This window comes from Pseudoalteromonas sp. H71, assembly GCF_001468485.1.
Lineage (GTDB): Bacteria > Pseudomonadota > Gammaproteobacteria > Enterobacterales > Alteromonadaceae > Pseudoalteromonas.
Genome location: NZ_LODI01000044.1, coordinates 177758 through 200867 on the forward strand (window position 1 = coordinate 177758; position 23110 = coordinate 200867).

At 40.5% G+C, this 23110-nt stretch carries 22 protein-coding genes; 9 read left to right on the forward strand and 13 right to left on the reverse strand.

Annotated elements, in window-relative coordinates; genetic code table 11:
- Positions 1–56: 56 nt before the first annotated feature.
- The 5 genes from ATS71_RS15215 to ATS71_RS15235 form a co-directional block, all read right to left on the reverse strand.
- The gene (locus ATS71_RS15215) at positions 57–1781 is read right to left on the reverse strand and encodes a proline--tRNA ligase (protein WP_058405584.1); all 1725 of its coding nucleotides are present in this window, start codon (positions 1779–1781) and stop codon (positions 57–59) included.
- 88 nt (positions 1782–1869) lie between these two features.
- Entirely contained in the window at positions 1870–2574 is a 705-nt protein-coding gene (gene tsaA / locus ATS71_RS15220) for a tRNA (N6-threonylcarbamoyladenosine(37)-N6)-methyltransferase TrmO (RefSeq protein ID WP_058405585.1), read from the reverse strand.
- A 178-nt stretch (positions 2575–2752) separates the two neighbouring features.
- Positions 2753–3322, reverse strand: coding sequence for an outer membrane beta-barrel protein (locus tag ATS71_RS15225; RefSeq protein WP_058405586.1), 570 nt, complete (start codon positions 3320–3322; stop codon positions 2753–2755).
- Between the two features lie 251 nt (positions 3323–3573).
- Positions 3574–4038 carry an acyl-CoA thioesterase gene (locus ATS71_RS15230; RefSeq protein ID WP_058405587.1) on the reverse strand — a complete coding sequence of 155 codons (465 nt, stop codon included), beginning with the start codon at positions 4036–4038 and terminating at the stop codon, positions 3574–3576.
- 101 nt (positions 4039–4139) lie between these two features.
- On the reverse strand, positions 4140–5786 hold the full coding sequence (locus ATS71_RS15235) for an electron transfer flavoprotein-ubiquinone oxidoreductase (RefSeq protein ID WP_058405588.1): 1647 nt from the start codon (positions 5784–5786) through the stop codon (positions 4140–4142).
- 220 nt (positions 5787–6006) lie between these two features.
- Between ATS71_RS15235 and ATS71_RS15240 the strand changes: the two genes are divergently transcribed.
- Positions 6007–6756, forward strand: a complete 750-nt coding sequence (locus ATS71_RS15240) for an electron transfer flavoprotein subunit beta/FixA family protein (protein WP_058405589.1) — start codon at positions 6007–6009, stop codon at positions 6754–6756.
- Positions 6757–7683, forward strand: a complete 927-nt coding sequence (locus tag ATS71_RS15245; protein WP_058405590.1) for an electron transfer flavoprotein subunit alpha/FixB family protein — start codon at positions 6757–6759, stop codon at positions 7681–7683. It abuts the gene before it with no gap.
- A gap of 139 nt (positions 7684–7822) precedes the next feature.
- Here ATS71_RS15245 and asnS read toward each other — a convergent pair whose 3' ends face one another.
- Entirely contained in the window at positions 7823–9220 is a 1398-nt protein-coding gene (asnS, locus tag ATS71_RS15250) for an asparagine--tRNA ligase (RefSeq protein WP_058405591.1), read from the reverse strand.
- Between the two features lie 297 nt (positions 9221–9517).
- Between asnS and ATS71_RS15255 the strand changes: the two genes are divergently transcribed.
- Positions 9518–9952 carry an ATP-binding protein gene (locus ATS71_RS15255; protein ID WP_008131176.1) on the forward strand — a complete coding sequence of 145 codons (435 nt, stop codon included), beginning with the start codon at positions 9518–9520 and terminating at the stop codon, positions 9950–9952.
- A gap of 2 nt (positions 9953–9954) precedes the next feature.
- On the opposite strand, the gene ATS71_RS15260 is transcribed toward ATS71_RS15255, so the two are convergent.
- From ATS71_RS15260 to bioA, 6 genes are all read right to left on the reverse strand, one after another.
- The gene (locus ATS71_RS15260) at positions 9955–10584 is read right to left on the reverse strand and encodes a Vat family streptogramin A O-acetyltransferase (RefSeq protein ID WP_058405592.1); all 630 of its coding nucleotides are present in this window, start codon (positions 10582–10584) and stop codon (positions 9955–9957) included.
- 30 nt (positions 10585–10614) lie between these two features.
- The gene (locus ATS71_RS15265) at positions 10615–11625 is read right to left on the reverse strand and encodes an ABC transporter ATP-binding protein (protein ID WP_058405593.1); all 1011 of its coding nucleotides are present in this window, start codon (positions 11623–11625) and stop codon (positions 10615–10617) included.
- A 13-nt stretch (positions 11626–11638) separates the two neighbouring features.
- Positions 11639–13138, reverse strand: coding sequence for an ABC transporter permease (locus ATS71_RS15270; RefSeq protein ID WP_058405594.1), 1500 nt, complete (start codon positions 13136–13138; stop codon positions 11639–11641).
- Positions 13138–14178: an extracellular solute-binding protein gene (locus ATS71_RS15275; RefSeq protein WP_058405595.1), complete on the reverse strand. Its 1041-nt coding sequence runs from the start codon at positions 14176–14178 to the stop codon at positions 13138–13140. Before ATS71_RS15275 ends, ATS71_RS15270 begins: the two co-directional genes overlap by 1 nt.
- A complete protein-coding gene (locus ATS71_RS15280; RefSeq protein ID WP_058405596.1) occupies positions 14178–14990 on the reverse strand; it encodes a hypothetical protein in 813 nt (270 codons plus the stop codon). The genes ATS71_RS15275 and ATS71_RS15280 overlap by 1 nt, the downstream gene beginning before the upstream one ends.
- A gap of 187 nt (positions 14991–15177) precedes the next feature.
- Positions 15178–16488 carry an adenosylmethionine--8-amino-7-oxononanoate transaminase gene (gene bioA, locus ATS71_RS15285; protein ID WP_058405597.1) on the reverse strand — a complete coding sequence of 437 codons (1311 nt, stop codon included), beginning with the start codon at positions 16486–16488 and terminating at the stop codon, positions 15178–15180.
- Positions 16489–16583: 95 nt separating this feature from the next.
- Here bioA and bioB point away from each other — a divergent pair, with 95 nt between their 5' ends.
- From bioB to htpX, 5 genes are all read left to right on the forward strand, one after another.
- A complete protein-coding gene (bioB, locus tag ATS71_RS15290) occupies positions 16584–17624 on the forward strand; it encodes a biotin synthase BioB (RefSeq protein WP_058405598.1) in 1041 nt (346 codons plus the stop codon).
- Positions 17625–17637: 13 nt separating this feature from the next.
- The gene (locus ATS71_RS15295; protein WP_058405599.1) at positions 17638–18789 is read left to right on the forward strand and encodes an aminotransferase class I/II-fold pyridoxal phosphate-dependent enzyme; all 1152 of its coding nucleotides are present in this window, start codon (positions 17638–17640) and stop codon (positions 18787–18789) included.
- Positions 18786–19619 (forward strand): methyltransferase domain-containing protein, encoded by an 834-nt coding sequence (locus ATS71_RS15300; protein WP_058405600.1) that lies wholly within the window; start codon positions 18786–18788, stop codon positions 19617–19619. Before ATS71_RS15295 ends, ATS71_RS15300 begins: the two co-directional genes overlap by 4 nt.
- A gap of 26 nt (positions 19620–19645) precedes the next feature.
- On the forward strand, positions 19646–20329 hold the full coding sequence (bioD, locus tag ATS71_RS15305) for a dethiobiotin synthase (protein ID WP_058405601.1): 684 nt from the start codon (positions 19646–19648) through the stop codon (positions 20327–20329).
- A 142-nt stretch (positions 20330–20471) separates the two neighbouring features.
- Entirely contained in the window at positions 20472–21335 is an 864-nt protein-coding gene (gene htpX / locus ATS71_RS15310; protein ID WP_058405602.1) for a protease HtpX, read from the forward strand.
- A gap of 72 nt (positions 21336–21407) precedes the next feature.
- Here htpX and gloA read toward each other — a convergent pair whose 3' ends face one another.
- Positions 21408–21935, reverse strand: coding sequence for a lactoylglutathione lyase (gloA, locus tag ATS71_RS15315; protein WP_058405603.1), 528 nt, complete (start codon positions 21933–21935; stop codon positions 21408–21410).
- Between the two features lie 371 nt (positions 21936–22306).
- Here gloA and ATS71_RS15320 point away from each other — a divergent pair, with 371 nt between their 5' ends.
- On the forward strand, positions 22307–22702 hold the full coding sequence (locus tag ATS71_RS15320) for a hypothetical protein (protein WP_058405604.1): 396 nt from the start codon (positions 22307–22309) through the stop codon (positions 22700–22702).
- The last annotated feature ends 408 nt before the right edge of the window (positions 22703–23110 follow it).

The window sequence follows — 23110 nt, forward strand, 5'->3', positions numbered from 1 at the left end:
AAAAACCGCTAAAAAAGCGGTTTTTATATTAACGTTATTGAATGACGAGTAAGTATTTAGGCCTGCATAGCCGCTTTAATGCTTTCGATTGCGGTATCTATGTCGATCATAAGTTTTTCACCTGTGCGACGGTTTTTAAGCTCTACTTTATTTTCGTCTAGGTTACGCTCGCCAATTACGAGCGTGAAAGGCACGCCTACAAGTTCCATGTCGTTAAACATAACACCAGGTCGCTCTTTACGGTCGTCAAATAATACATCTACACCAGCATCTTTCAAACCTTGATAAAGGTTGTTAGCAATATCAGGAATACGATGCGATTTATGCATGTTCATTGGTACAATTGCTAGATCGAATGGCGCAATAGACTGCGGCCAAATAATACCGTACTTATCGTTGTTTTGCTCAATAGCAGCAGCCACAATTCGCGATACACCCACACCGTAACAACCCATGGTCATTACTTGGTTTTTGCCATCTTCGTTTAATACGCCTGCTTTCATGGCGTCTGAGTATTTAGTACCAAGTTGAAATATATGGCCTACTTCAACACCACGTTTAATTTGTAATGTGCCTTGGCCGCAAGGGCTAGGATCGCCTTCAACAATGTTACGAATATCGGCAACGTCGTAGTTTGTTACATCGCGGTCCCAGTTAATACCACTAAAGTGTTCATCGTCTTTGTTGGCGCCGGCGACAAAATCAGCCATTACGTTGGCTGTGCGGTCAACAATAATTGGCATTGTTAATCCTACAGGGCCCAGTGAGCCTGGTTTTGCACCAATTGCAGCAATAATATCTGCTTCTTTTGCCATTTCAAGCGGTGAGTCAACCAACGGGTGCTTTTCTGCTTTTAATTCGTTTAACTCGTGATCGCCACGGATAACAAGCGCAACTAAACCGCGTTGTTCGTTTTCATTTGGCGCACCATAAACAATTAAAGTTTTAACACTACGGTGTGGTTTAACACCGTAATGCTTTTTAAGCTCTTCAATTGTTTTAGCATCTGGAGTAGGGAACGCTTTTAACTCTTTTGTCGCATCAGCACGAGGCTCTGTTGGCGCAAGGGCTTCGGCTTTTTCAATGTTAGCCGCGTAATCGCTACCATCACTAAATGCGATAGCGTCTTCGCCTGATTCAGCTAAAACATGGAATTCGTGAGATACACTACCACCAATAGAGCCTGTATCGGCAATTACAGGGCGATAATCTAGGCCTAAACGTTCAAAAATATTACAGTATGCTTTGTGCATTGCTTGGTAAGTATTATTTAAACATTCTTCGCTTAAATGAAACGAATAAGCATCTTTCATGGTGAATTCACGTGCGCGCATTACACCAAAACGAGGGCGTCGTTCGTCACGTACTTTAGTTTGTACTTGGTATAAAGTAAGCGGTAACTGCTTGTAGCTATTCACTTCTTTACGAACAAAATCAGTAATTACTTCTTCATGTGTTGGACCAAGGGCAAATTCACGATTATGACGGTCTGTAAAGCGCATGAGCTCTGGACCAAATTCGCTCCAACGACCCGACTCTTCCCATAAATCAGCAGGTTGAATAACAGGCATCAGCATTTCTATTGCGCCTGCTTTGTCCATTTCTTCACGAACAATGTTTTCAACTTTACGCAAAACGCGTAAACCAGAGGGTAACCAAGTGTATAAACCCGAAGCGACGCGGCGGATCATACCGGCTCTAAGCATTAACTGATGCGATACAATTTCAGCATCTGAAGGCGTTTCTTTAAGTGTTGCGAGTATATATTGACTGGTACGCATTATTTTTCCGAAATAGAGTAATATGTTCTTTTAATAGAGCTTAAGTTTACCAGCGGTTGCTTTTACACAAAAGCGCTAAGTGAGTTATTTAGCTTTTTTCTATACTTGTTACTAGGTTGTGCTCGCCATTAACGTGCCAGCGAATATTGTAATCATACAATGTCATTCCATAGCTCTGCTCGCCGTCTTTTTGTTTTTTGTAAGCAGGGCGTGGGTCTTGTTTTAAAACATTACTAATAAAATTCAATAAATCAGGGTATTGAGTTTGCTGCTCAATGAATAAAGTCACCTCGGGGGTAAACTCTACACTCATTTGTGTTTCTGGGCGTGTATCTGCAAAGCCAGCACTTGCGTCAAGCATGGCATCTGAGTAAGGCAAGTAGGGCTTTATGTCGATGATGGGCGTGCCATCAAGTAGGTCTATTCCGGCAAGTAATAAACTTAGTTGGCCATTTTTATATTCTATACCCTCAAGTTTGACTGCACTCATACCAATGGCGTTTGGTCTAAAAGTAGCACGGGTTGCAAATACACCTTTGCGTTCATTACCGCCTAAACGAGGTGGGCGCACCATGGCTGAGTAGCCTTTATCTGCGGTTTCATGAAAACGAAACAATAACCAAATGTGTGTAAATTCATCAATGCCGCGTACAAATTCTTCGCGATTAAAGTCAGGCGCAAAAATAAGTTTGGCTTTAGCTTCAGGCACTAAACGCGGCTGTCTTGGAATGGCAAACTTTTGTTTATAGGGAGATTGTATATGGCCAACGGCCGAAATGCTGTAGTCGCTCATGTCACTCAAGTACAAATAGAATAGAGATTTATTCTACCTGTATTTAGATGCTATCGCATTAATACAAAGAATTTTATTTAGACCCAGTGGTTTAAAAGCGCTTTTAGACTGAGCGGTTTATATTTAATGAAAAAAAGGTAAGCTTTAGCTTACCTTTGTTAACTATAGTGTTTAAAGTTTAAAACATGTATTGCAACGATACAGATGCTACATCCATATCAGGGTCAATATCGTCGTCTAATTTGTAACGTTCGTACTCTAAACGCATTTGTACATTGCTTGAAAAGGCAAACTCTAAACCTGCACCATAAAATGCATCACCACCATCTTGCGATGTAGAGATGCTTCCAATTGGGAGTTCTTGTTTTATATCAGCATCCCATTCTAACCAACCACCTTTAGCGTACACCGAAAAGCTTTCAGTTAGGGGAATACCCAAGCGAGCGGCCAATGACACACCATCAATCTCTGCTTTACTGTCAATGTCGCTAACTTCATCAAAATTTTGATAAGCCAGCTCTACACTCAAATACTCATTAAATTGTGTACCAATGTATCCTTTTAGCATTTGCGCATCATCATCAAAGTCAGTATCGTTTTCACTGTCTTCAAATTCAAAAGAATATTGTCCGTAGCCTATACCGGTATAAATACGCGGAGAATCAAAATCGGAAATATCTGCTTGTGCTGCAGAATTAAAACCAAGCGTTGCAAGCGCTAGTGCTGAAAGAGAAAGTGATTTAATCATTAAATAGCTCCTTTAAAAAAATAATATGGTTTGATTTATTCAAACTTCAATTACTTAGTTGCAGTGAACATGCCAATGATTAAATAGATCAAAAAACCAGCAGAGCTAGTTATTTAGGATTGGATTTTTGGGTCGGTTAGGTTTTTTATTAAACAAATCGCTAAATAGTGACACTTAGCGATTTTAAATAAATTGTATTTTTTACAATGTATTAGGATTTTTTTACAGTACAAAAATTAGCTAACGCGTAACTATACTTGATGAAGTAAGTTTTCGGTTTCTATCGCAATTTCTTTCATCTTAATTGCGTAATTTTCTAATTTTATATCTTCATTGGTAACCGCTTTAAACTCTGGCACTGCAACGGGGTAACCCGTTTCATCCATGGCGACAAAGCTTATTACACAATGGTTGGTTTCAACCATGTTTTGTGTTTTTGGGTCGCCGCATCGAACTTGTATAAATATTTGCATACTTGTTTTACCGGTATGCGCTATTTTTGCTTCTACTTCTACTATTTGCCCAACCAAAATAGGGCGTCTGAATTTAACACCCGCCACCGATACGGTTACACAATAATGACCACTCCAGCCAGCGGCACAGGCATAGCCAGCTTGGTCAATCCACTTCATAACCACACCACCATGCACTTTTCCTCCAAAATTAACATCGGTGGGCTCTGCTAAAAAACGAAAAACAACATTTGACGACGGCATAAACTTTACTCTTTTTATTAATTATATAATCAGCATAGCGCAAAAAAGGGGCCGAAGCCCCTGCAATTTAGGATATGTTTATAATTTATATGTAAAAGATATTACATATTGGGGTAATTTGGACCGCCAGCACCTTCAGGTGTAACCCATGTTATGTTTTGGCTTGGATCTTTAATGTCACAGGTTTTACAGTGCACACAGTTTTGTGCATTAATTACAAACTCGTTTTTACCTTCTATTTCTTGCACTTCATAAACACCTGCTGGGCAATAGCGCTGTGCGGGTTCATCATATTTTACAAGGTTAACGTGTATTGGAATTGATGCGTTTTTAAGTTTTAGATGACAAGGTTGAGACTCTTCATGGTTAGTATTTGATAAAAACACACTTGAAAGTTTATCAAAACTCAGTGACCCATCAGGCTTGGGGTAATTTATTTTTTCAGCAATATTAGCATCAACAAGAGTAGAGTAGTCTGGTACGTTGTCTTTAAAGGTAAACGGTAAAGCACCATTAAATACATTCTGATCGAGTGTATTATATGCACCCCCTAAAAACTTACCTAGTTTATGCATTACCGGGCCAAAGTTACGCGACTGGTAAAGTTCTTTATAGGCCCAAGATTGTTCAAATCGTATACGGTAATTTTTTAAGTCAGTATTTGCTTGTTCATTTTGAAGTGCTTCAAAAATGACTTCAGCAGCCACCATACCCGATTTCATTGCTGTGTGATTTCCCTTAATTTTTGCAAAATTTAAAGTACCAGCATCACAGCCAACTAATAATCCACCAGGAAAATGCATTTTAGGTAAAGAATGCAATCCTCCTTTTGCAATAGCACGCGCCCCATAAGCAATTCGCTCACCGCCTTCAAGCACCTGTTTAAAAACAGGGTGATGTTTCATTCGCTGAAATTCATCAAAAGGGCTTAAGTGTGGGTTTGCGTAATTTAAATCAACAATTAAGCCAACAACGACCTGATTATTTTCGCTATGATACATAAATGCACCACCACTTGTATCACCATTTAACGGCCAACCCGTGCCATGAACCACCGTTCCTTCTTGGTGTTTCGATTCATCTACTTGCCATATTTCCTTAAAACCTAAACCGTAATGTTGAGGCGATGAATCAGCATCAAGCGCAAATTGGTTTATAAGTTGTTTGCCTAAATGTCCACGGCAACCTTCAGCAAAAATAGTGTATTTAGCTCTTAGTTCCATGCCTGGCATGTAACCGTCTTTTTCGTTTCCGTCTTTATCAACACCCATGTCTCCTGTAATAATGCCTTTTACAGTGTCGTCTTCAATAATAAGTGAATGTGCACTAAAGCCTGGAAATATTTCTACGCCCAAACTTTCAGCTTGCTCTGCAAGCCAACGGCATACGTTACCCATTGATACAATATAGTTGCCATTATTATGAAACGTTTTAGGTGTAGCAAAGTGGGGGATTGACGTTGCTTTTTCTTCATTATTAAACCAATAAATTTCATCATTGGTTACTTTTGTAGTGACTGGTGCGCCTTGCTCTTGCCATTTGGGCAGTAACTCATCTAAAGCTTTGGTTTCAAAAACAGCACCCGACAGAACATGTGCACCCACTTCAGAGCCTTTTTCAACAACACAAATCATGCATTCTTGTTGTTTTTCTTGTGCAAGTTGTGCGAGTTTTATTGCACTGGCAAGTCCTGCAGGTCCAGCGCCTACAACAACTACATCAAATTCCATGGTTTCACGTTCGACCATAATAACCTCTTTATTTATGACGGACTCACTCAATACTGCATCAGTATTTGAATAAGGTGTTCAGCCTATTTATTACAATGCAAATTTTTCGTTACAGGCTGTGAATAGTTAAAGGTTATTTTAGGTTGACGTTTACGTCAACAGGAAGTAGTCTGATTTCATAAAATAAATAGGTTGACGTACACGTTAGGTTGTAGGTTTAAATAATTATGGAGTTCCTATGAAAGTTCTTGTACCAATAAAACGCGTTATAGATTACAACGTAAAAGCGCGTGTCAAAAGTGACAACAGCGACGTAGATTTAGCCAACGTCAAAATGGCGATGAACCCGTTTTGTGAGATAGCAATAGAAGAAGCCATCCGTTTAAAAGAAGCGGGTACTGCCACTGAAGTGGTAGCTGTTACTATTGGCGCTAAAACGTCGCAAGAACAATTACGTACAGCGCTTGCACTGGGTGCAGATAAAGCAATTCACATCGAAACCGATGAAAAATTAGAGTCATTACACATTGCTAAATTACTTGCAAAAATAGTAGAGCAAGAAGCACCTGAGCTTGTAATTTTAGGCAAGCAATCGATAGATTCAGATAATAATCAAACAGGGCAAATGCTTGCAGCTTTGACTAATCGTGGCCAAGGTACGTTTGCTTCTAAGGTCGTTGTCGCTGATGGCAAAGTAAATGTAACGCGTGAAGTAGACGGCGGTTTGCAAACGGTAGCCCTTTCATTGCCTGCCATTGTTACGACAGATTTACGTTTGAACGAGCCTCGTTATGCATCACTACCTAACATAATGAAAGCAAAACGTAAGCCCCTTGATGTAATAGCAGCAGATACTTTAGGCGTAGACCTAACACCGCGTGTTCAGCTTGTTAGCGTAGAAGAACCCGCTAAACGCAGTGGCGGTATTATTGTAGAAGACGTTGCACAACTTGTAGAAAAATTAAAAACAGAGGCAAAGGTGATTTAAATGAAAACACTTGTAATTGCAGAGCACGATAACGGTGCCTTAAAACCAGAAACCTCAAAAACAATTAACGCCGCTGTTAAATTAGGCTTAGACGTAGATGTACTTGTTGCAGGTTTAAATATAGGCGCTATGAGCGAAAAGCTAGCGAGTATTGCAGGTGTTAATGCGGTACTTACAGCAGACAACGCTGTTTATGAGCATCAACTAGCTGAAAGCATGACAGACTTAGTATTGAGCCTTGCTGATAACTACAGTCATATTGTGGCAAGCGCCACTACCACAGGCAAAAATTTTATGCCACGCGTTGCAGCGCTTTTAGATGTAGCGCAAATATCTGAAATAATTGCTGTAATCGATGCCGATACGTTTAAACGCCCAATTTATGCAGGTAATGCTATCGCCACAGTAAAATCACTTGATAGCAAGAAAGTTATTACTGTTCGTGCAAGTAGTTTTGATCTTCAAGGTGATCAAGCTCAAGCGCCTGTTACTACTGTAGAAATGGTGTCTGCTTCACAGTTAAGTCGTTTTGTAAGTGTTGAACAAACTGAATCTGAACGCCCTGAACTTACTGCAGCTGATGTAGTTATATCGGGTGGCCGTGGCATGCAAAATGGTGAAAACTTTGCATTACTGAATGGTATTGCAGATAAGCTGGGGGCTGCTATTGGAGCATCGCGTGCAGCAGTGGATGCAGGCTTTGTACCTAATGATATGCAAGTGGGGCAAACAGGTAAAATTGTAGCGCCTAACCTGTATATTGCTGTGGGTATTAGCGGTGCTATTCAACACTTAGCGGGTATGAAAGACTCAAAAGTGATTGTCGCGATTAACAAAGACCCTGATGCGCCTATTTTTCAAGTAGCAGATTACGGACTCGTTGCCGATTTATTTGATGTGTTACCGCAATTAGAAAGCGCACTATAGTCATTTATTAAAACTATTCTGGTTGAAAGCCGTGGTGCCTTATGGGTGCTGCGGCTTTTTTTATACGCTAAGTTATTGTTATAAAAAAACCAGCCAATTGGCTGGTTTTTAATATTAAAACAACTTATTAATCTAAATTTTAGTACGTTGCGCTGCCTTTTGTACGCGGGAAGGCAATTACATCACGTACGTTGCCCATGCCTGTTACATAAGCAACTAAACGCTCAAAACCTAAACCAAAGCCTGAATGCGGTACGCTACCGTATTTACGTAAATCGCGGTACCAGCTGTAGTCTTCTTTGTTTAAGCCCATCTCTTCAAGGCGCGCATCAAGCACATCTAAACGCTCTTCACGCTGAGAACCACCAATAATTTCACCAATACCCGGTGCAACTACGTCCATAGCGGCAACGGTTTTGCCGTCTTCGTTTTGGCGCATGTAAAATGCTTTAATATCACGTGGGTAGTTTTTAATTACTACAGGTGCTTTAAAATGTTCTTCTGCTAAGTAGCGTTCGTGCTCTGATTGTAAATCTACACCCCATTCAACAGCGTACTCAAACTTTTTACCACAGGCTTTAAGTATTTCTACTGCGTCAGTGTAATCAACTTGGGCAAAGTCTTTTTCTACAAATTCTTCTAAACGGCTAATGGCTGTTTTTTCAACACGTAGTGCAAAAAACTCCATATCGTCACGGCGCTCTTCAAGTACCGCTTTAAATACGTACTTAAGCATGTTTTCTGCAAGTTTTGCGATGTCTTCTAAATCAGCAAACGCAACTTCTGGTTCAACCATCCAAAATTCAGCTAAGTGACGTGAAGTATTTGAGTTTTCTGCACGGAAAGTTGGGCCAAACGTATAAATTTTTGACATTGCAGACGCGTAAGTTTCGCCGTTTAACTGGCCAGATACAGTTAAGAATGCTTCTTTACCAAAAAAATCTTCGCTGTAATCAACATCACCTTTATCTGTACGTGGAAGGTTTTGCATATCGAGTGTCGATACACGGAACATTTCACCTGCGCCTTCACAGTCACTTGCTGTGATAATTGGCGTACTGATCCAATAATAGCCTTGCTCGTGATAAAAACGATGGATAGCTTGTGCTAAGCAGTTACGTACACGTGTAACAGCGCCAATCATGTTAGTACGAGGGCGAAGGTGCGCGTGTTCGCGTAAGTATTCAATGCTGTGGCGCTTTGCCGACATTGGGTATGAATCTGGGTTTTCTACCCAACCTAAAACTTTTACTGAATTAGCTTGAATTTCAAACGATTGACCTTGGCCAGCAGATTGAACTAAAACACCAGTAACCGATACAGAACAACCGGCTGTTAAGCTAGTAACTTCATCATAATTATTTAGTGAATTAGGAACTACCGCTTGAATAGGATCAAAACACGAACCGTCATGAACGGCTAAAAATGATATTCCTGCTTTTGAATCGCGGCGAGTACGGATCCAGCCCTTAATTGTTACTTGGCTGTCTACCGCAACATTGCCTTTTAATAGCTCTGAAATCGCTAAATGGCTCATCTTCACTCCAATGATATAAGTTGCCTAACTTTATTTATTTAAATATGTACAACACATACGCTCTATTTTATTAATAGAAGGTGCTGTACTAGAACCCTGTATCTTACCTAGTAAAGTAAAATAAAAAAACTGTTGCGGGCAACTCTTTAAAAGTTTTTATCAATGCGGTTTATTTTTAGTCGATTTTAAGGCACAAATGACTAAGTTTATTATTTGCTGCTCTGAAGTTTAACGATTTTGTGGCATTATATATTTTTTGATTACTCAATGATGACCATTACTTTAGAAATGGATGCTATGAAACAAGTTTTTATTTTACGTGGACTACCTGGAAGCGGTAAGTCGTATTATGCACAAAATTTAGCAGACGAATTAGCGACTGCAGATGAAAGCCAATATTTAATTTGCTCAACAGACGACTACTTTTTAAACGAGCAGGGTGAGTATCACTTTGATAAATTTAAATTACCCCAATACCATAATTTAAATTTAGCCCGTTTTATACAGGCCCTCGCACAAGACATTCCGCTTGTAATTGTAGACAACACCAATATTAAAAAATGGGAATTTGTGGCATACACTCAAGCAGCTGTTGCCTTAGGTTATCAAGTAAAAGAAGTGATTGTGGGTGAAGTTAAAGATAAATCTATGCAGCACCTATACGCTAAACGTAACTCGCATAATGTGCCGCTTAAAACGATAAGTAAAATGGCGTATATGTTTGAGTGGTAGTGCTAAAGTTTAGACAATACATCTAAATTATTGTGAGTTATAGCATCTAAATGAGTAGTGATTTTGTCACTGCTCCAGTCCCACCATGCTATGGATAGCAGTGCACTAATCGTTTTATCGTCAAAACGCTGTTTGATTATTTTTGCTGGATTCCCACCAACGACAGCATAAGCAGGTACATCGCTGGTCACTACCGATTTACTGGCAATGATTGCGCCACTTCCTATTTTTACCCCAGGCATGATGGTGGCGTTATAGCCAATCCACACATCATTACCTATTTCAGTATCGCCTTTAAAAGGTAAATCACCTGGTTGGGGTGCAGACTTTTCCCACCCGTTACCAAATATAAAAAAAGGGTAGGTAGAAAAACCAGCACTTTGATGATTTGCCCCATTCATTATGAAGGTCACATCTTTGGCTATCGCACAAAATTTACCTATGATGAGACGATCTCCAATAAAATCGAAATGATAAAGGACATTTTTTTCGAAGTGTTCAGGCCCATCAGGGTCGTCGTAATACGTGTAATCACCTACTTCGATATTAGGTGAAGTAATAAAATTTTTTAAATAACCTACTTGAGGAAACCCTGGCATTGGAGATGGGTTATTTGGGTTTGGTCCGTTCATAGTTTCCTCCAAAGTAACATGGTTAATCCGCTAGCTTTTAAATGCCGCCAGTGGATGAGAAGTGCTTAGCGAAACATGCACGTTATCACCAGGGTGAACAACCACTTCATGACTCACACGGCTAGTAACTACAGTACCACAGGCGAGTTTAATTGCGCATAATCGGCTTCCGCCTTCAAAACGTACCCAAATAACTTCGCCATTATTACCTACGCTGCTTTGCACTAATAAAACATCGTCTGGACGCAATAATACATCAACATCGCCTTGAGCGCAGTCAACACCGTGAGCGGGAACATTACCAATGTCGGTAAGCGCTTGGCCATTATTTAACGTGCCTTTTATAAAGCTAGCTTCACCCAAAAAACGCGCAACAAAACGATTAGCGGGGGTACTAAAGCATTTTTCGGGAGTGTCAATTTGTTGTATTTTTCCGCCTTTTAAAACACCAACACGATCACCAACAGATAGGGCTTCTTCTTGGTCATGTGTTACCCAAATAGCTGGCACACCCGCATTTTTAAGTGCATTTCGTATATCCCAACGCAACATGTCTTTTAAAGCAGCGTCTAAATTTGATAGCGGCTCATCGAGTAATACAAAATCTGGCTGGTGGGCAAGGGTACGTGCTAGAGCAACACGTTGTTTTTGGCCGCCAGACAGAGTCGCTGGTTTTTTTGTTCTAAATTCATCTAGACCAAGTAAGTTGATCCAATGATTCGCAACGCTGTTATCTTTTAATTTAAAACTAATATTTTGCTCAACCGTCAAATGCGGAAATAACGCAAAGTCTTGAAAAACCATACCTACACTGCGCTTTTCAGGGGGCACCGATTTATTAGGAGTTGCACGCCATTTATCTGCGTTTATATCACCCTCAGAGATAGGTATTAACCCTGCGAGTGCTTGCAATATTGTACTTTTACCACAACCGGTTGGACCAACAAGCATTAGGATTTCGTTTTCACCAAGCGTTAAATTTAAATCGCTCACAACACGATTACTGCCATAATCTATAGACAACTGACTTACAGATAGCATTTACTTCAAATCCTTAATGTTCAAACTGGTTACGTTTTTCGCCAGACATCATAATAGCTAAACCACAAGCAGAGATCACCACTAATAACAGCCCAGGAATGGCAGCTCGGCCAAAATAGCCAGCTTCGTATACACGCCATAAATAAGTAGACAGAGTTTCAAACCCTGTTGGACCTAATAATAAGGTTGCTTCAAGTTCACGCATTGATTCTAAAAACACCAATGCGCCACCAGCCACGATACCGCGCATGGTTAAAGGCAAGGTAATACGCGTAAAGGCTTCACGCGGGCTTGCGCCAAGGACGCGAGCAGATTTCACCAAGCTTGGATCTAAATGTTCGGTGCTGGTGCGAATTGAACCAACCGCTAGGGGTAAAAAACGTAGCATATACGCTATGATTAATAGCCCTAAAGTTTGATATAAAAATGGTAATTGTAACCCGCCATAAACGAGCGCCGTGCCCATTACAATGCCAGGTATGCCAAAGCCAAAATAGGTTACTCGCTCCATAATTCGACCAGCTTTACCACTGAGGGCTGCATGTGCAACTGGCACAGCTACGATAACTGCCACAATAGCAGCAAGCGCAGACGCATAAGTAGAGTGCCATGCAATTGTAAAGTCAAAATTACTTACGCCATCTCTTACAAGCCATATAAAAAATATGGCCAGTGGTAAACCTATAGCCAGTAGTAGGACAGGAGCGAACAGAGTAAATATAGCACCTAGTTGTAGCTTATTTGGAAATAAAATAAGAGGGCGGCCATGGCGCTCAGTAGCAGTTTTTATTTGTGATTCTATAAGTAGTAAAAAACCTACAATAACCATTAACTGAAGCGACAGCATCGCTGCGCGACCCAGTGCAAAGGCGTTGTATTCAACATAAATAACACGTGTAAAGGTATCAAGACGCATCATGGCTGGGGTGCCAAAGTCAGATAAAGTATAAAGTGCCACTAATAACGACCCAGCAGCAATGCCATTCACTACACGGGGTAAAATAACGTTGAATACACTTTGTGTCATCGACATACCCAATGTACGTGCTGCGTTTACCATGCTGGCATCTAAACTTAATAACGATGATCGGGTCGTCATCATTACAAATGGAAACGTATACAGTGTCATAACTATTGCAGCACCTGATAACCCATACATAGGGGGTGTTTCAAATCCTAATAGATTATTTATTTCTCCCCCAGGGCCAAATGCCGCGTAAAGCGTAAATGCACCAATATAACTGGGAATAGCAAGCGGGGCTGCAAACAATACAAGCCATGCTTTTTTAAAGGGTAAATGAACATAGGCACTTATAAATGCCAGTGGCACGCCAATCAAAATAGAACCCAAAACAGTTAAGCCCATTAAAGCCAGTGTATTGCCTAAAATGGCCAAGTTATGGCTATCAAAATAAGAGCTAGAGTCGCTTGCAAGCACCATTAATATACAAATAGGAGTAAGCGTAATGAGCGCTGCAAGCAGCGCCATTGGATAAGATGGAGGTATTCGCATTATAAAACGCCGTTGCTGCGCATTAAGTCAATAGTGGGACGTAAATCTGCAAGTTGTGTTAAATCAATTTTAGGTGGTAAAACACTTGAAAGAGAAGGTAAACCGTCTGGCTGCTCAATACCGTTTACTAGCGGTATTTCGTATGCTTCACGTGCTAAATAACCTTGCACTTCTTTACTCAGTAAATAACGCATAAAGTTAGTTGCAAGCGGGTCACTGTTAAGCGTTAAAATACCAGAAGCATTTACCAAACAGCCTGCGTCGTTTTGAGTAAACGCTAAATCAAGTTTTGCATCAGGCTTGCCTGACTTCAATCGCAAGGTGTAGTAATGATTGGCAAAGCCGATATCTACTTCACCCCGTTCTACACCCATAACAACACCTAATTCACCAGCGTAGGTTTTTGCACGCTTTTTAACTTTTCTGAGCCATTTAGCTGTTTTATCATCACCTTTTAAAATACGCATTGCAGTAACAAACGATTGAAAAGACGCATAGGCAGGCGCCCAACCTATACTCAAATCGCTTTCAGCAATTTCCATAATACTCGTTGGAATTTGATCTTTCGTTAAACGTGATGTGTTATAAGGCAATGTACGTATACGGCCAGTTACTGGTGCCCACTCTTTGTACTTAAATTGTGGCTGCAGTTGCGCTGATAAATCGTTTGGCAGTGGCTTAGCAAGTCCTGCATCAGTTACTAGGCCAATAGCACCAGAGTCAACAGCCCAAAATAAATCAGCGCGTTTAACGCCAGCTTTGGCTTCTGCAACGATTGTGTTGGCAAGCGCAGCGGTGGGTCCGCGGCGAATAGCTAAATTAAAATCAGGGTTATTTTTTTGTATAGCTTGTAATACATTTTCGTACAAACCGCCTTCACCTCGGCCTAAATATAAGGTTAAATCACCTTTAAGCTTTGGTAAATCGTCAACCGACACGGGGTTATTTACCGTATTGGCAAAAGCCTGCGATAGAGGTAATGGCAATGAGCCCATTACCCCTAATGCAGCCAACCCTTGTATAAAGGTTCTGCGTTCCACTAAAAAACGTCCTTACGATTTTTTTCGGCTTTTTCAATTAAACCCTTAGCGCGGTCTAATTTTGTTTGCATGTCAGTTACTACATCACGCACTTCATCAACACTTTTGTTGTCTGCAATCGCTTTTGGAAGCGTTACGTTAAAATCTTTTTCAAGTGCCTCCACTAAATTGGCATCTTGCTCAATAAGTGTTCCTTCAACGCCTTCGAATAAGTGTAGGTAGGTGTCGTGTACAATTTCAGTTGCTTCGTCTTGAAGGCGTTCAGCAAGTTTTGCGATAACGCGGTCTAGTTTGTGCTTTATTTCGTCTATTGTTGCACTTTGTGTCATTTCTTTGCTTGCTGTGGCTGTAACCGCCTTTAACAAGCCTTTTTGTTGAAATTTAGCCGCTAGTTTAACTGCACCTAAACCTTGCCATAAGGCAGTATTCATAGCGTGTTGTTGTGTACGTACTTCAGCTGCTGATTTACCACCATCAATTGCCATTTTTACACCGTACAAACCTTGCCAAATAGAGGCATAAACAGGTACTAAGTTAGTTTCAATTGCACTGTGAAATTTTACCGATTCCCAATATTCAATTAAATCGTCGGTGTTTACAGCTTTAGCGCCTTTACTTTCGTAGGTGCTAACAAGCGTGTCCACTTTACCTACCATCCACTCAACTTCTTCATTATAACTTTTAAGGTTAGCTTGAAGGTGATTTACATGCTCGCCAATAGGGCCGTTAGCAAGTAAAGGTTGTGAAATAAATGCAGACGCGATTAAAAAAGAGGCACCTAATGCTTTGGCTGGTTTAAAAAATAAGTTCATGTAAGACGTCCAAAAGGTAATTGTAAATGATAGGTATTATCATATCCGTAAATATTACGAAGAGCAATATACTAAAACCGCTAATCACATATTTGAAGGCTTGAAGACGAATTTAATTAATGTAGATGATCTACATCAAGTTAAATCCGCCTTTGGCTAATTAGCATCACTTTTAGACCGACAATAATTAACAAGCTTTAGCGTAATGTTTGCCTTTAATTGCACTGTATATTGCATTGCAAAGCGTTTTAATACTGTTTTCGTCACTTATATACGGTGGCATAAGATAAATTAGTTTACCGAAAGGGCGGATCCATACGCCTTTTTCTACAAAATAAGCTTGGATAGTGGCAACATCAATGCTTCCCACTTCATCAGATAATTCTACAACGCCTATTGCACCTAAGGTTCTAACATCAGCAACATCTTTGAGCTCCATACATTGATGTAATTGCTGGAGTTGGTCATTTATATCAGCTACACGCTGTTGCCAGTTTTGCTCAAGTAATAAATCTATGCTGGCACACGCAGCTGCACACGCTAGCGGGTTACCCATAAAGGTAGGACCGTGCATCAAAACACCGGCTTCACCTTCGCTTATGCCTTTGGCAATTTTATCGCTAGTCAGTGTGGCGGACAAAGTCATTGAGCCACCCGTTAGTGCTTTACCTATGCATAAGATATCGGGTTCGATATTGGCGTGTTCAACCGCAAATAATTTACCTGTTCGGCCAAATCCAGTGGCTATTTCGTCGCATATTAAAAGTACATTATATTGCGTGCATAGCTGCCTTACACAGGCTAAATAGTCGGGGTGGTAAAAATTCATACCACCTGCGTTTTGTACAATAGGCTCAATGATAAAAGCGGCTACGTGTTGGTGATTATTTTTAAAATAATGTTCAAGTTCAATCGCTTCACTTTTTTCAAAAGTACCAGAAAACTTACTGGCCGGGGCAGGTACAAATATGTGATCAGGTAAAAAACCTTTATATAGGCTATGCATAGAGTTAACAGGATCGCATACACTCATTGCAGCAAACGTATCGCCATGATAGCCCTTATAAGGCGTCATTAATTTTTGTTTTGTTCTAATACCTTGGCTTAACCAATATTGCAGTGCCATTTTAATAGCTACTTCAACACTCACTGAGCCACTATCAGCTAAAAATACTTTGTTTAAGCTGCTAGGTGTAATTTTGACGAGCTTTTTGCACAGCTCAACTGCACTTGAATGCGTAATACCCCCAAACATTACATGGCTCATGTCATTAATTTGTTCAACCATTGCCTGGTTGATAGCAGGGTGGTTATAACCATGAATAGCACTCCACCACGATGCCATCCCATCAATTAGTTGTTCGCCTGTTTCTAGGTGAATTATATTGTGTTTAGCATGGGTGACAGGGTAAACAGGAATAGGCTGAGTCATTGATGTGTATGGATGCCAAATGTGTTCACGATCAAAATTTAAATCAATTGGTTGCTTTTTATTCATATGTAAACTTTAACTGGGTGGGCTTCGTTGACAATGGTACGTGAAGTTTTAGACTAATCCAACATCACCAATATGAAAAAAATAAAGAGAGAATTATGGAACGTGCACCTGTTCGTCACGATTGGACCCATAGCGAAGTTAAAGCATTATTTGAAATGCCGTTTAACGATTTACTGTTTAAAGCTGCGTCGGTTCACCGTGCTAACTTCAATCCAAATGAGGTACAAATTTCTACTTTGTTATCAATTAAAACAGGCGCTTGCCCAGAAGACTGTAAATATTGCCCGCAGTCGGGGCATTATAAAACCGACCTTGAACGCGAACGCCTAATAGAAGTAGAAAAAGTAGTAGAGCAAGCACGCCTTGCTAAACAAAAAGGCGCTACACGTTTTTGTATGGGTGCAGCTTGGTCAGATCCCAAAGACAGAGACATGCCGTACATTTCAAAAATGGTAAAAGAAGTAAAAGAGCTTGGCCTTGAAACCTGCATGACGCTGGGCAAACTCACAAACGAAAAAGCCCATGAACTCAGCAGTGCAGGGCTTGATTACTATAATCATAACCTTGATACCTCACCTGAGTACTACGAGCAAATTATATCAACCCGTACGTTTGAAGACAGATTAAATACCATAGATCACGTACGTGATGCAGGTATGAAAGTGTGCTCAGGCGGTATAGTCGGTATGGGAGAGCAAGCCGCCGACCGTTATGGCTTACTTATGCAGTTAGCTAACCTACCACAGCAGCCAGAAAGTGTGCCTATTAATATGCTGGTAAAAGTAAAAGGTACCCCGCTTGAAAACGTGGACGATTTAGATCACTTTGAATTTATACGCACCATAGCAACTGCACGTATAATGATGCCGCACAGCTATGTACGTTTGTCGGCAGGGCGCAACGCCATGAATGAGCAAATGCAATCAATGTGCTTTTTTGCGGGCGCTAACTCTATATTTTATGGTGATAAACTACTTACTACAGAAAATCCAGAAGCCGATGCAGACATGAACCTTATTAAAAAGTTAGGTATGAACCCAGAAACGCGTGAAGATTATTCAGACGAGGCCGTAGCTGCCTCGCTTTCATCGCAAGTAGCTGATAAAGCCACATCTGAATTGTTTTACGAAGCCTAATTAAGTCTTACTCATGCCATTTGAATTTATTAGTACACACCTTAATGAGCGGGCAGAGCAATCGCTTTTACGAAAACGCCACGTGGTGCAAAATGCCACGGCACGCACTATTGAGGTTGATAATAAAACGTATTTAAATTTTGCTAGTAATGACTATTTGGGCTTTGGTGATATAGCTATCCACAGTGAAAATGTTAACACGCTAGGTAGCCACAGCTCTGCTTTAGTAACAGGGTATCAATTACAGCAACAAGCATTAGAGCAGTACTTATGCACTCAGTTTGGTTATCAAGCTGGGCTGCTTTTTAATTCTGGCTTTAGTGCTAATAGCAGTGTAATTAAAGCGTTGTTTCAGGATAAATCAGCAGCGCAAAGCAGTGCTATTTTTCAAGACAAGTTAAACCACGCCAGCTTAATAGATGGGGCGCTTCACTCTAATGCGGCATTAATACGTTTTAATCATAACGATTTAAACCATTTACGGTCTCGGCTCGAAAAGTCAAAAGCACAAAACAAGTTAATTATTAGCGAAGGCGTTTTTTCGATGGATGGGGATAAGGCCCCCATAAAAGATTTACTGTTCCTTGCAAAACAACATAATGCTTGGTTGATGATAGATGATGCGCACGGCTTTGGCGCTTTGGGTAAAACTGGGCTTGGTAGTTGCGAAACTCTTATTGGCGATACTGTGCCCGACATACTCGTCATTACATTTGGTAAAGCGGTTGCCAGTAGTGGCGCATGTGTATTGGGTTCACACTTATTTATAGACTACATGCTGCAATATAATCGCGATTACACATACTCAACAGCTATGTCGCCGTTAATGGCAAACAATACCTTAGCGCGTATAAAGCACATTAAAACAGCTGATACGCAACGCTCAACATTAAATAAAAACATAGCGGCATTTAAACACCTTGCACAACAGCATAATATAGCGGTAATGGAGTCCGATACGGCTATTCAACCTATTGTTCTGGGCTGTGCAGAGCAAACAATAAAAGCGGCCAATAAACTCAAGCAGCAGGGAATTTGGCTTACCGCAATTAGGCCGCCCACGGTTGCATACAATACTGCGCGCTTAAGAGTGACTTTAACGGCAGCGCATACCCTTGATGATATTACTTATCTTGTTAAACATTTAGCAAAGGCACTACTATGATTGCCCACGCACTGGATATTGAGCCGGTTACAAATGCCGCTGCAACAACCCAATTAAAAAGGCTTAACCCGGCACTTAAAAAAGGAGCGCAAGTTAACTTTTCAAAAGCGGCAGGTAATTACAATACACATGCGCATGTTCAAAAAAAAGCAGCCGATGATTTATTCAAACTAATAAATCCATTAGCTTGCAATAAAAATAAGGTGTGCGTTGATTTAGGCGCAGGCCCACTTGTAAACACCCAGCAACTTCAGCGCCTTTACGGTACCGTGTTATCAATGGATTTAAGTTTTGATATGCTCAAAAGCTGTAATGAAGGTGATTACAAAATTTGCGCAGATATGGATAACTTGCCACTGCAAGCAAACAGTGTTGATATAATTTTTAGTAACTTTGCAGTGCAATGGTCGGCCAATTTTAAGGCGCTTTTACAGTCACTTTATGGGGTGTTAAAACCGGGTGGGCAGGCTTATATTAGCACTGTAGTTGAAGGCTCACTTAACGAAATACAAACAGCGTTCGCTGCGGTAGATAGCCACAACCATATTAATACGTTTAATGCGGGTGATTATATAAACCAATCGGTCCAAAATTCTGTCTTTCAGGTAAACAGGGTAATCTCTAAAATTTATACAGACGAATATGCGTCTGCATTACACGCTATTCGCTCAATAAAGGCTATTGGCGCAACCACCCAAAACACAGCTAATACACGCCAAGGGTTATTAACAAAGTCGGCATTAAAAAAAGCGTGTGCAGCGTACCCTTTAATAAACCAAAAAGCGTGTGTTTCTTACCATGTAGTATTGTTATCATTAAATAAAGCGTAAATAACGTCTGTTTAAAAGGCACAGCCATGAAAGAATTTTTTATTACCGGTACCGACACCGACGCCGGAAAAACTCATGTAACTAGTTTATTGTTAAAGTTACTTGCTCAACACAAAAAAAAGGCAATAGGGTATAAACCCCTAGCTGCTGGGTCTGAAATGGCGTTTGATCAACTTGTTAATGCCGACGCACTTATGCTGATGGAAAGTGCAACGGTGAGTGCAAAATACGATGTGGTAAATCCCTTTACTTTTGCACCACCTATAGCCCCCCACATAGCCGCAGAGCAAGCTGGGGTAAGTATAAACGTTAGCAAGCTTACCGCAGCTTATAAAACGGTAAAGCAGCAAGGCGCTGACTTTATACTTACAGAAGGAGCGGGTGGCTGGGCTTTACCTATTAATAATACTGAGTATTTATACGACTGGGTTAAAACAGAACAACTACCAGTTATATTAGTCGTCGGTATGAAGTTAGGTTGCTTAAATCATGCGCTATTAACCGCGGCACATATGCAAAGCTTAGGCATTAACTGTATAGGATGGATAGCCAACAAAGTTGATGAGCATATGGATGAGTACCAAGCAAACCTAGATAGTTTAAAGGCGCGGCTACCATTTCCTATTCTTGCTATCAGCCCTTACAGCGAGCAAACGCCAAAATTACAAATTTATAAAACACTTCTTGAAAATTTATCAATAAATCCATAAATACTACTTGTGTTGTGACATAGTTTGTCACAAAATAACACTACCCACTATGACATAGTGTGTCATAGGGGTAGTGTTGCTTATAGTCGATCAAATTTTAGAAAAATCGCTCAGCAATGAATGTTATTTTTGGAGAACTCGAATGAAACGTGTATTTTTGTTTTTATTAACTAACCTCGCGGTTATGTTGGTATTAGGTGTGGTGCTTTCAATTATAATGAGTGCGCTGGGCTTAAGCCATCGTAGCCTAGGTGGAATATTACTTATTGCAGCCGTATTTGGATTTGGTGGATCGTTTATTTCACTATTTATTTCTAAATGGATTGCTAAAAAATCAACAGGTGCGCAGGTTATTACTCAACCAAGTAACGAAACCGAGCAGTGGTTAATAAACACTGTTGCTGCGCAAGCCAAAAAAGCGGGTATTGCAATGCCTGAAGTGGCAGTTTACAACAGCCCCGAAATGAACGCGTTTGCAACAGGCCCAAGTAAAAACAACTCACTAGTCGCTGTAAGTACAGGGCTAATGCAAAGCATGACCCAAGATCAAGCCGAAGCCGTGCTTGCTCATGAAGTGTCACATATTGCCAGTGGCGACATGGTAACGCTTACGCTTATTCAAGGTGTGGTTAATACCTTTGTGATTTTTGCTGCGAAAGTGTTGGCAAATATCGTAGATAACTTTCTTAATGGCGATGAAGAAGAGGGCGGAATAAGCTGGACCTACATTTTATTCGACATGTTATTCCAAGTACTGTTTGGGGTGTTGGCAAGTATAGTTGTGGCACATTACAGCAGGCAGCGTGAATTTGCAGCAGATAGCGGTGCAGCAAAATTAGTTGGCGCCGACAAAATGCGCTCCGCTCTTGAACGTTTAAAGCAAAACCATCCTTCGCAGTTACAAGGATCTATGATGGCGTTTGGTATTGCGGGTGGTAAAAGCATGGCTGAGCTGTTTTCATCGCACCCGCCGCTTGACTCGCGTATAGACGCTCTACGTCGTTAAAAAATTCAAGTTTTTCACAGTACTTGTAAACAAAAAGCCTGCATTTGCAGGCTTTTTTATGTTTAATGTTTTTTATTGCGATTGAATAATGTCAGTAATACCCTCCGGCGAGAGTATTTCAATCCAGTAACCGTCAGGGTCTTTAATAAAGGCAAGACCTTTCATTGAACCACCATCTGGCTTTTTAACAAACTCTACATCGTATTTAGCAAAGCGCTCACAGGCAGCGTATACATCGGGTACGCTAATCCCAATATGGCCAAAGCCTTTTAGTTCTTCATTACCACTGTGATAACCGGTAAAGCTGTCGTCGTTTTCAGTACCCCAGTTATGGGTAAGCTCAATAAGCGCAGGGCGGCGAAACACCCATTGTGTTTTTTCTTTATCATCGCCTTTAGGCATGTCTTGCTCGTAGCCTAAAAAGTACAAAGTAAACTGCATACCAGGAAAGTCGTATTTTCCTAACAGTTTCATGCCCAGTACGTTTTCATAAAATGCAAGCGACGGCTTGGGATCTTTAATACGCAACATAGTTTGCTGCATCACATAGCCCTCGGTGGCTTGTGCAATTTGCTCTGGAGATTCGTTATAGTGAGTCATACGCTAATCCTTAATAAAATGACTGAAAAACCTTAATGGATTTAAAAAGCCAGGGTGAAAGCTCATCATAATAAACAGCGGCAAAAATTAAAACCACTTAGCTAAATTACCAGGCAGTGAGTTGAGTGTTTTATAAGCGTGAAATGGCATATCTACCCATGCTGTTTATTTGTACAGTACTTGTGTTTTATCCCATAACATTATTAAAAGTCGTTTTGGTGTATTTTAATAACGGGTGTTTTAAAGCCTACGTAATTACCTGTTTACATTAAAGTTATTAAGTGGAATTATTAAGCAGTGTGATATACGTCACTTTGGGGTGTTATAACCCCCCAAAGTGGTGTTCAATAAATTGTTAGGAGTCAGTGTGTATGGAAACAACTGCAGTTTTTAAATCAAATCTTTTTAAACCGTTTCTTCCAGAGGATTCACAGGTTAATCCCCAAGTTTATGGTGCAGAATTAGCTTATTGGCTATCTCAAAATTTAGCGAAGAAAGGAATTTTTACTTCATATCCAGAATATGAAGATTGGGGGTGGTTTATAGAATTAATAGTTGACGACAACGAATATTGGGTTTGCTGCGGCAACATAGAAGGCGAATCAGATCAATGGACATGCTTTTTAAAAAGGCTTTCCAAGGGGTTTTTCAACAAGAACAATGCTCCCATTGAACCTGCTATTCCCTTGCTTCAAGCTTTGAGGTCTCTATTACAAGAAACTGAAGCAATAAGTAACATCGAATGGAGTTTTGACAATGACTCCTAACAAACCAATAAACTCACTCGCTCCGCTCGCTGGGACACAAACACGCAGGGCCGCTTCGCTATTTTGCCCTACGCGTTTGCGCCCGTTATTGGGGCGTTAGGTGCCAATGAAGATCGTATTACTAACTTTGCTTCTGCTTTTTTCATTTAGAGTCTCTGCTGTGGAANCTTGTGAACCAGTCCCAGAGGGCAAGCAAAGACGAGATGGTGTTTGTTCATATGAAGATGCTGCATTTAGAGCTCGTCAGGTTTTTAGCTACATATTATCTTTAAAAAAATACTGTGATAGNGCAACCCAAGAAGAAATAAATGAGTGGTACTTAAGTAACAAACAGCTCATCGATAAAGCAGTTATCATCAGCAAGCAACCATTAAAAGAAATAGTAAAAAATACAGACGCGGCATTATG